The sequence below is a fragment of the Paenibacillus thiaminolyticus genome, assembly GCF_003591545.1.
Lineage (GTDB): Bacteria > Bacillota > Bacilli > Paenibacillales > Paenibacillaceae > Paenibacillus_B > Paenibacillus_B thiaminolyticus_A.
The window spans coordinates 19,758-29,798 of the sequence record NZ_QYZD01000050.1 but is presented as its reverse complement, the minus strand read 5'-3'; the positions used below and the strand labels follow the sequence as shown (position 1 = coordinate 29,798).

Here is a 10,041-nt window from a genome sequence, read left to right as displayed (position 1 = left end):
TCACGTACGGTTTGATGAGGAGGGGCAGAAATTTTCTGCCCTTTACTCTAGCAGCAAATAACCATGGATGTCCGCATCTATGGTTATTTGTCCTTCTGCCTTCCCATACGATTAAAGTAAACCACTATGGATAGGAGAATTCGATGAGACCACGCCAATTTCGGACCGGCCCCGTCCTGACCGTATTATTGTTTTTGCTCGTACTATGGCCTGCCATGCAGTTGTATGGAATGTTGAAGCCGTCCCACACTTCATCCGACCCGCTAGTGATGCTGTATGAGGTAGCCCAATTCCAGATTAGCTTGTGGCAAGGAACGATGCAGGAGGCGAAGCGGTACGAGTCGACCGCTCCGCTGAACAAAGTGAAGCTGGTCGCCTATTCGGCCAACTATACACATGACCGGCTTGTCCGGGCGGTTGGCAGTGATCGGCTGGCCCCGCTTCCCGGTCTAAGCCGGTTCGTCGAATTCATCACGGTCCTGCAGATAAGCGGCGATCGGCAATTGACCGATCTGGAGCGGGAGGTACTCGAGCAGGCCGCGGCCATTGCGCCTGAGCTGTCGGATTGCTACTCCGGCCTGTTCCATTCGTCAGGCAAGATTATCGGCTCGAAGAACGAGGCCCTTCAAGCGGCCGATCAGCGCCTCGCCGAGACGCTGGAGCGTTACTTCCATCCTGAATAGCAATCAATCATTTTGCGTGACATCCCTCGCAAGGAATGATAGTATAAGGTTCGCACGGGAAGTACAGACTAATTTTGACATGCATTTCATAATATCTTCAAAATACGCTCCGACGGGCATGTTCAACTATGTTATAATGATTATCAATTGATAATATTCAAAATTTTATCAAAAGCAGGTGAATGGGCAATGCACATCGTGGTCGTCGGCATGAATTATCGTACGGCGCCTGTGGAGATACGGGAGAAGTTCGCGCTGCCGGAGAAGGATTGGCAAGAGGCCATCCGGCAACTGCGGAACACGAAGAGCGTCATGGAATGCGTGATGGTGTCGACATGCAACCGCACTGAAATGTACGTTGTCGTCGATCGTCTGCATATGTGCGGTTATTTCATCCGCAGCTTCATGGAGCAATGGTTCGGAATTCCAAGGCAGCAATTTACGCCTTACTTATATATATATGAAGATGATCAAGCGGTGGAGCATTTGTTCCGGGTCACATCGGGTCTCGATTCGATGGTTATCGGCGAGACACAGATCTTGGGGCAGATTCGTTCGGCTTTTTTGTTCGCGCAGCGGGAAGGAACGACCGGCACCTGGTTCAATACGCTGTTCAAGCAGGCCATTACGATGGCCAAGCGTGCCCATGCGGAGACGAACGTCAATGACAATGCGGTCTCGGTCAGCTATGCCGCGGTCGAGCTGGGCAAGCGCATCTTCGGCTCCTTCCAGGGCAAGAAGGTATTGATTCTCGGAGCGGGCAAGATGAGCGAGTTGACCGTCAAGCATCTGTATTCGAACGGCGCGGCCGAAGTGATGGTCGTGAACCGGACGTTCTCGCGCGCCCGGGAGGTGGCCGAGCAATTCCATGGTCGGGCCGGGACGCTTGAGGATGCCGGGGATTTCCTCCGGGACGCGGATATTGTAATCAGTTCGACCGGAGCCCAGGAGTACGTCATGAGGGCGCAGGATGTGGAGCGGGTGATGAAGCAACGCAAATCGCGTCCCCTCTTCCTGATTGACATCGCCGTGCCGCGGGATCTCGACCCCGAGATCGGCAGCGTGTCGAATGTGTTCCTGTACGACATCGATGATCTGGAAGGCATCGTGGAGAGCAATCTGGAGCAACGCCGCAAGGAGGCCGCCAAGATTGAAGCGATGATTGCGAGCGAGCTGGATGAATATCGCCAATGGCTGAAGATGCTTGGCGTGACACCGGTCATCCGCGCCCTGCAGACGAAGGCGGAGCGTATCCATCAGGATACGCTGGAGAGCCTGTTCAACAAGCTTCCGGACTTGTCCGAGCGGGAGGTGAAGCTGATTCGCCGTCTCACGAAGAGCATGCTGAACCAGATGATGCATGATCCGATCTTGCAGTTGAAGGAGCTTGCTGCAGAGAAGAACGGGGAAGAGGCGCTTCATCTGTTCACCCAACTGTTCGCTCTGGAAGAGACGATGGTTGCTTCCGAGCCGGACAAGGGAACGAAGCGGGAATCTGCTGCGCTTGCCTCCCGGCGCGATGAAGAGCCGGAACGAACCAAGCCGGTTCTGTCATGGGCCGCGGTAACTTGGTAGACGGCGTTCAGGAGGCGGCGGGTTCATATGTTGACGAATAGCTGGATTTACGATGCGATTATTTACACATATGCCCTGAGCCTTCTGTTTTATTTTTCCGATACCGTGGGGAGGAATCGGAGAGCGAAGCGGATGGGTACAGGGCTTCTTGTTTTTGTATGGGTGCTGCAGACGATATTTCTCGTCGTGCGCATTATCCGCCATCAGGATGTCCCGATCATTAGCAGCTTTGAGTTCATGTTTCTGTTCTCTTGGCTGCTGGTCACGGCGTCCTTGGCGATCAACCGTTTTTTTTCTATCGAGTATGTCGTATTTTTTGTCAATCTGGTCGGGTTTGCGCTGTTGATTATCAATATGCTGAATGATCCGACGTCTTCTTCTGTCATGATGGAGTGGGAGATGATGCACAATTTGCTTGTCTTTCACATTGCGCTTGCCGCCTGCGGGTTCGCATCCTTGACCGTGGGCGCGATCTTTTCGGGGATGTACGTCTTTTTGCACCATCGCCTCAAGAGAAAGCAATGGTCGGAAGCGGTGCGGCGCTTGCCTAGCCTGGAGCGGATGGAACGAATGTCTTATTTCGCCGTCATCGTCGGGATACCGTTCTTCCTGCTCTCCTTGGCAGTCGCCATCGGCGTTGTCTTGCTGGGCAACCGGATCGAGCTTTTGACCGATTTCAAAATTTGGTTCACTTTGATCGCCATCGCCCTTTATTTCTCCTATTTTTGGATTCGTTCCCGTGCCGTGCTGACAGGATTTCGGCTCGCCTTGTGGAATGTAGGATGTTATGCGTTTATGGTGTTGAATTTCAGCTTGAATTCCTTATCGGCATTTCACCGCTAGATGGGAGTGGGGAATATGGAGCATACTGATGAGCCCTGTCCGCTGTATCCGATAATGCTTCGGCTGACCGGGCGCCGATGCGTCGTGGTCGGAGGCGGGTCTGTTGCCGCGCGCAAGGTATCATCATTGCTAACCAGCGGCGCCAAAGTCACCGTGGTCAGCCCGAGGGTGACGCCGGAGCTTGGGCGCTTGGCATATGAGGGCCGGATCGTTCATCAGGAACGCGAATACGAGCCGGCCGACGTGGAGGGCGCCCTGCTCGTATTCGCCGCCACAGACCGTCCGGCCGTGAACGATCAGGTGGCGGAGGATGCCCGCCGGGCCGGAGCGCTGGCCAATGTGGCGCATCATCCGGAGGGCGGCGACTTCGCCAACCCCGGTTCCGCGCGGAACGGGATGATTCAGGTGGCGGTCTACGCGGGCGGAGCGAGCCCGACGTTGACCCGCCGGCTTACGGCGAAGCTGGCAGGGCAAGTAGATGACGGGCTGGCCGATCTGGCGGCCCGTCTCTCGTCGGCCCGCCGGGATACTAGAGCCCGTATCGAGACGCCGGAGCGCCGTCACGAGCTGCTGCGCCGGTATGCCGGCGACTGCTGGGAGGCTTATGAGCAGGGCAAGGAAGCCCCTGCCTGGGAAGAGTGGCTCGCTCGCCATTGTCCGGGTACGCCGCGTTCGCCTGGCACGAATGGAGCGCCTGGTAAGGATGAACCGCCTGGCGCGGAAGCGAAAGCCGAACGGCAAGGCGCCGTGAAGGTGAGACAGCAGCTGCGGAACAGGAATAGCAGGCTATAAGAGTTGTTCAAAAAATCCGCTTTTGATCACGAAGTCATTCAGGGAGTAACTCGGCATTGAAGCTTGCATTCGCTCTCGAATAGCGTATGCTTCCGAAGTATGTTTCCAGCGGAAACATTTTAGCTCATGTAGTCTCGCCTGCACTGCGCTGCTCCTTATAAGTTTTGCGAAGCAAAACTCGCTTCGGATGCATAGGCTTCGAGTTCAAGCAACCTTCTCGGTGCTGAAAACGGGCCTTTTTGAACACGCATGATAAGGAGGAGTCATATGCGTACAATTATCGTTGGAACCCGGCAAAGCGCCTTGGCGCTTACCCAGACCGGCCATGTCATCTCCGCGCTGGAAGCGATCTGCGCGCAGAAAGGCTTGCCCTACCGGTTCGAGATTCGGAAAATCGTAACCAAAGGGGATCGTATCCTGGACGTTACGTTGTCGAAGGTCGGCGGCAAGGGATTGTTCGTCAAGGAGATCGAGCAGGCCTTGGCGGAGCGCGAGATCGATATGGCGGTCCACAGCATGAAGGACATGCCGTGGCAGCTGCAGGAAGGGCTTATGGTTGGAGCCATTCCGAAGCGGGAGGATCCGCGCGACGGCTTGATCATGAAGGCGGGAAGCTCCCTCCACGATCTGCCGCAGGGCGCAACCGTCGGCACGAGCAGTCTGCGCCGCTCCTGTCAGCTGCAGGCGCTGCGGCCTGACTTGAAGATTGAACCGCTGCGCGGCAATATCGATACCCGCCTGCGCAAGCTGGAGACGGAGGGGCTGGATGCCATCGTGCTGGCGGCGGCCGGGCTGCATCGAATGGGATGGCAGGATCGGATCACCTCCTATTTGTCCGAGGAGGAATGCGTGCCCGCGGTAGGGCAAGGCGCTCTCGGCATCGAATGCCGCGAGGAGGATGAAGACCTGCGCAAGCTGCTGGAATGCTATCATGATGCGAATACGGCCTGCACGGTGCAAGCGGAACGGGCTTTTCTCGGCCGGCTCAACGGCGGCTGCCAAGTGCCGATCGGCGCGCATGCGGTGCTCGTCGGGTCCGAAGGAACGGTGCGGCTGACCGGATTGGTCGGTTCTGCCGAAGATGGAACGATATTGAGAGAAACGATGGAAGGGGAACATCCCGAATCGCTCGGTGTTGCGGTCGCTCAGCGGCTGTTGGATCGCGGCGCGGACCGGATGCTGCCTTAAAAGGGGAGATTTCGGATGGAGCAGCACCCCCGCCCGAAAGGCGTCGTCTATTTGGTCGGCGCCGGGCCCGGAGATGCCGGATTGATTACGGTAAAAGGCCTGCGCTGTCTGCAGGAAGCGGATGTCGTCGTCTATGACCGCTTGGCAGGCCCGCGTCTTATGCAGTTCGCCAAGCGCGGAGCCCGTAAAATTTATGTAGGGAAGCTGCCGGATCGCCATGCGATGAAGCAGGAAGACATTAACCGGCTGCTCGTCGAGTTGGCCTTGGAGGGCCATACGGTGATCCGTCTGAAGGGCGGAGATCCTTGCGTATTCGGACGCGTGGGCGAGGAGGCGGCCTTGCTGGCGGAGCATGGCATCCGCTATGAGATCGTTCCTGGCGTAACCTCCGCCGTGGCGGCGCCGGCGTATGCCGGAATTCCGGTGACCCATCGGAATCGAGCGTCGTCCTTCTGTGTCGTTACCGGCCACGAGAGTCCGGACAAGCTGGACGAGATGATCGAATGGGACAAGCTGACGCAAGCGACAGGGACGCTGCTCTTTCTGATGGGCGTGGCGAAGCTGCGCTATATCGCGGAGCGGCTGATGGCTTACGGGCGCGCTCCGGAAACGCCGGTGGCACTCGTCCGCTGGGGAACGCGGGCGGAGCAGGCGACGATAACCGGCACGCTGGCCACGATTGCCGATGAGGTGGAGCGGGCCGGCTTCGCTTCGCCGGCCGTCATCGTCGTCGGCGAGGTCGTGCTGGAGCGGGAGCGCCTGCAGTGGGCGGAGAGCCGTCCGCTGTTCGGCCGGCGCGTGCTGGTGACGCGCGCCCGGGACCAGGCGAGCGAGTTGACACGCCGGATTGAGGATGCCGGCGGAGAGCCGTACGAGTATCCGGTTATCGAGCTCAGAATGCCGGAATCGCCGGCCTCACGTGAAGCGCTGCGCCAGTCGCTCGCCCGTCCGGACGCGTATGATTGGCTCGTGCTGACGAGCGTCAACGGTGTCCGCTTCTGGTTCCGCCATCTGCGGGAGCACGGGGCGGATATCCGCCAGTGGGCCCATGTGCGCATCGTCTCGGTAGGGCCGAAGACGACGGAGGCGCTGCAGGAATATGGAATCCAACCGGATATTGCTGCGTCCCAGTTCAGCCAGGAGGGCGTCTGGGAAGCGCTGCGCCCTCATGCCGCAGCCGGGCAGCGAGCACTGCTCGCGCGGGGAGACTTGTCCCGATCGTGGCTGAGGGAGACGATGGAAGCGCATGGACTGCATACGGACGAGGTGGATCTGTACGAGACAGTGCTGCCGGAGGAAGACGACCCGGAACTAATCGAGATGCTGGAGCAGCAGATGATTCATATCGTGACGTTCACCAGCTCTTCGACTGTAACCAACCTGATGGCGGCGCTGTGCCGGATGGGGATGGACGATCCTGCGCAGGCGCTGCGAGGCGCCCGAATCGCCTGCATCGGAGAGATTACGGCACGGACGGCCCGGGAAGCCGGCCTGCATGTTGACGTAATCCCGGCTTCCTCGACGATCGATGGACTGATGGAGGCCATGTTGGAGTTAGGCAAGATGAAGAAGACAGTATAAGAGCGAGTTCAAAAAGGCCAGTATGCAGCACTGGGAAGGTAGCCAGAACCCGAAGTGCATGCTTTTTTGAACAACCTCGATAACTATCCAAGGAGGCAATCAGTATGGCATATCCGACAACACGGCTCCGCCGCCTGCGCGGGACGGCGGCCATTCGCAAGATGGTGAGAGAGACCGTTATTACCCCGCATGATCTCATCATGCCTGTATTTGTAACTTGTGGCACCGGCATTAAGGAAGAGATTGCATCGATGCCGGGTGTTTACCATTTCTCTCTCGATCTCCTCGATGCGGAAATTGATGAGATCGCGGCGCTCGGCATTCCGGCGATCGTGCTCTTCGGCGTGCCGGAGACGAAGGATGCGGTAGGCAGCTCCGCATTTGAAGAGGATGGAATCGTGCAGCGGGCGACGCGCCAGATCAAGGCCCGCCACCCGGAGCTGCTCGTTATCGCGGATACATGCCTGTGCCAGTATACGGACCATGGCCATTGCGGCATGATTCATATGCATGAGGCCAACGGCGTGAAGACCGGAATCGTGGACAATGACGAGTCGCTCGCTTATCTGGTTCGTACGGCGGTCTCCCAAGCCGCGGCGGGAGCCGACATTATCGCGCCCTCCAATATGATGGACGGCTTCGTGCATGCCATTCGGGCCGGCTTGGACGAGGCGGGCTTCGAATCGGTGCCGATTATGTCCTATTCGGTTAAATACGCCTCCGCCTTCTATGGCCCGTTCCGGGATGCGGCTCATTCCGCTCCGCAGTTCGGCGACCGCAAGACATATCAGATGGATCCGGCCAATGCGCGTGAAGCGCTGCGCGAAGCGGAAGCCGATGTCGCCGAAGGGGCGGACATGCTGATGGTGAAGCCGGCGATGGCCTATATGGATATTATCCGTACGCTGAAGGAACAATTCGATCTGCCGGTCGTCGCTTATAATGTCAGCGGCGAATACTCCATGATCAAGGCGGCTGCCCGCCTGGGCTGGATCGATGAGAAGGCTGTGACGCTGGAATTGCTGGTCGGCTTGAAAAGAGCGGGAGCGGATACGATCATTACTTATCATGCGAAGGACGCGGCCTGCTGGCTGAAGGAAGCGGAGTAAGGGACCGGGTTCTCCCGGCATCAAGTAACCCCCGGACGGTCCGCCTTGGCGGCCATCCGGGGGTATGAATTATCGCATAGAGCGTCAGTTCATATACGGGCTCTGGAACAGCTTGGACACGTCAATCGTGTATTGCGAATGGCCCAGCGACAAAATGCGCTGCTGTTCCAAATCACGGATTACCTGTTCCAGTACGGTGCGGTGCACGCCAGCTAGTCCAGCCATCGCGTCCGGATCGAACGCGTGGGGAATGTGGATTTTGTCGCCCTGCCGCTTCCCTTCATGCTGGGCGACGCGGACAATGTTCTTAACGACCCGGCTCGGCGCGTCAAGAAATGTCAGTTCCGATACGTGGCCGTTCGTCGAGCGCAGACGGTTGCAGAGCTGGATCATAATCTGCTTGGCGATGTCGTAGTGTGCGCGCATCATCAAATGGAAGCTCTCGGAATTGACAGTGAGCAGAACGGTCTCTTCCAGCGTCTCGGCCGTTGCGGAGCGCGGCTTGCCGTCGATGAGGGCCAGCTCGCCGAAGCTGTCTCCTGACTGGAAGACCGCGAGCGTCTTCTGCAGGCCTTGCCGGCTGGAAGTATAGATTTTAACCGTCCCCCGCATGACGATACAGAATGTATCGCCCGGCTCGCCTTGCTGGAAGAGCGTCGTATGCGGGTGATATTCGCGGCGAGAGGTGATGGAAGCGACGATATCGAGCTGTTCATCGCTGAGATCTGTGAATAATGGAACCCTTTTCAGTAACTCTATCATGTCTACTCCCTCTTTTGTCCGTAAGCATTTTGTACTAGTTTATCACACATCTGATGAATAAATATAGAAGGAGCGATTTCCATGACGGAAAATTTTGCTACGCGCCGCGATGCCCGTTCCCGGGCCGCATTTGAGGAAGCTAAGCAGTACATACCTGGCGGCGTGAACAGTCCGGTCCGGGCGTTCAAATCGGTCGGCTTGACTCCGGTCTACGTGGAGCGAGGCAGCGGCTCCCGCATTTTTGATATCGACGGCAACGAATTTATCGATTATGTCTGCTCCTGGGGTCCGCTTATCGTCGGGCATGCCCATCCGCAGGTCGTGCAGGCGATTCAGGAGACGGCGGCCAAGGGAACGAGCTTCGGCGCTCCAACCGAGCTGGAGACGATGATGGCCAAGACGGTGGTGGAGCGGGTGCCTTCGGTCGATATCGTGCGCATGGTCAATTCCGGTACGGAAGCGACGATGAGCGCGCTTCGTCTCGCCCGCGGCATTACGAAGCGAAGCAAAATTTTAAAGTTCGAAGGCTCCTATCACGGACATGCGGATAGCTTGCTCATTAAGGCGGGCTCCGGGGTGGCGACGCTGGGCCTTCCTGACAGTCCGGGCGTGCCGGAAGGTGTGGCCAGCAATACGATTACAGTGCCTTACAATGATCTGGAAGGCGTCAAGCTCGCGTTCGAACGCTTCGGCGAGGAGCTGGCATGCGTCATCGTCGAGCCGGTCGCAGGCAATATGGGCGTCGTGCCGCCACAGCCTGGCTTCCTGGAAGGCCTTCGGGCATTAACGGAACAATACGGAAGCTTGCTTATCTTCGATGAAGTCATGACCGGCTTCCGCGTTGGCTACCATTGCGCGCAAGGACGCTTCGGCGTTACGCCGGATCTGACCTGCTTCGGCAAGGTCATCGGCGGAGGCTTGCCGGTCGGCGCTTACGGCGGCAAGCGGGAATATATGGAGCAGGTGGCGCCGAGCGGGCCGATTTATCAGGCGGGCACCCTGAGCGGCAACCCGCTGGCAATGGCGGCTGGCTATACGACGCTGTCGCTGCTGACGCCAGAAGTGTACGAAGAGCTGGAGCGCAAGGCGGCCAAGCTCGAGGAAGGCTTCCTGCGCAATGCGCGGGATACCGGCATTGCCTGCACGATCAACCGGGTCGGATCGATGGTCTGCCCGTTCTTCACGGAGCAACCGGTCACCAACTTCGATTCCGCACGCACATCCGACCTGGAGCGCTTCCGCAGCTATTTTGCCGCGCTGCTTCATCGTGGCGTCAACATTGCGCCATCCCAATTCGAAGGGATGTTCGTATCGACGGCGCATACCGATCAAGATCTGGATGCGACGATCGAAGCGCACTATGAAGCGCTGAAACGTCTGTAAAAATATATCCGGCCCCGGTGTCACTCGAAGCTGACACGGAGGCCGGTTTTTTGTGAGTAGGATCGAGCAGCAGCTCCCGTGGCGGGATGGATGGTACTGTGTAACGGCAAGCTGCGCGGGAAGCC

At 58.0% G+C, this 10,041-nt stretch carries 9 protein-coding genes; 8 read left to right on the top strand and 1 reads right to left on the bottom strand.

The annotated features are described in order from the left end of the window. Positions 1 to 143: 143 nt before the first annotated feature. The 7 genes from DQX05_RS28040 to hemB all read left to right on the top strand — a co-directional run bounded on the left by DQX05_RS28040 (position 144) and on the right by hemB (position 7,771). Complete coding sequence (locus DQX05_RS28040; RefSeq protein WP_119796569.1) at positions 144 to 683, top strand: S-adenosylmethionine decarboxylase; 540 nt, start codon at positions 144 to 146, stop codon at positions 681 to 683. Between the two features lie 189 nt (positions 684 to 872). Continuing rightward, positions 873 to 2,258, top strand: coding sequence for a glutamyl-tRNA reductase (gene hemA, locus DQX05_RS28035; protein ID WP_119796568.1), 1,386 nt, complete (start codon positions 873 to 875; stop codon positions 2,256 to 2,258). Between the two features lie 27 nt (positions 2,259 to 2,285). After that, positions 2,286 to 3,101: a cytochrome C assembly family protein gene (locus DQX05_RS28030; RefSeq protein WP_119796567.1), complete on the top strand. Its 816-nt coding sequence runs from the start codon at positions 2,286 to 2,288 to the stop codon at positions 3,099 to 3,101. A 15-nt stretch (positions 3,102 to 3,116) separates the two neighbouring features. After that, positions 3,117 to 3,893: a precorrin-2 dehydrogenase/sirohydrochlorin ferrochelatase family protein gene (locus DQX05_RS28025; RefSeq protein ID WP_119796566.1), complete on the top strand. Its 777-nt coding sequence runs from the start codon at positions 3,117 to 3,119 to the stop codon at positions 3,891 to 3,893. A gap of 267 nt (positions 3,894 to 4,160) precedes the next feature. Further along, positions 4,161 to 5,081, top strand: coding sequence for a hydroxymethylbilane synthase (hemC, locus tag DQX05_RS28020; RefSeq protein ID WP_119796565.1), 921 nt, complete (start codon positions 4,161 to 4,163; stop codon positions 5,079 to 5,081). A 15-nt stretch (positions 5,082 to 5,096) separates the two neighbouring features. Next, positions 5,097 to 6,662: a uroporphyrinogen-III C-methyltransferase gene (cobA, locus tag DQX05_RS28015; protein ID WP_119796564.1), complete on the top strand. Its 1,566-nt coding sequence runs from the start codon at positions 5,097 to 5,099 to the stop codon at positions 6,660 to 6,662. A 104-nt stretch (positions 6,663 to 6,766) separates the two neighbouring features. After that, a complete protein-coding gene (gene hemB, locus DQX05_RS28010; RefSeq protein WP_119796563.1) occupies positions 6,767 to 7,771 on the top strand; it encodes a porphobilinogen synthase in 1,005 nt (334 codons plus the stop codon). Between the two features lie 84 nt (positions 7,772 to 7,855). Here the strand turns inward: hemB and DQX05_RS28005 are convergent, their stop codons facing one another. Next, a complete protein-coding gene (locus tag DQX05_RS28005) occupies positions 7,856 to 8,533 on the bottom strand; it encodes a Crp/Fnr family transcriptional regulator (RefSeq protein WP_119796562.1) in 678 nt (225 codons plus the stop codon). Between the two features lie 81 nt (positions 8,534 to 8,614). Between DQX05_RS28005 and hemL the strand changes: the two genes are divergently transcribed. Further along, complete coding sequence (gene hemL, locus DQX05_RS28000) at positions 8,615 to 9,916, top strand: glutamate-1-semialdehyde 2,1-aminomutase (protein WP_119796561.1); 1,302 nt, start codon at positions 8,615 to 8,617, stop codon at positions 9,914 to 9,916. Positions 9,917 to 10,041 lie beyond the last annotated feature (125 nt).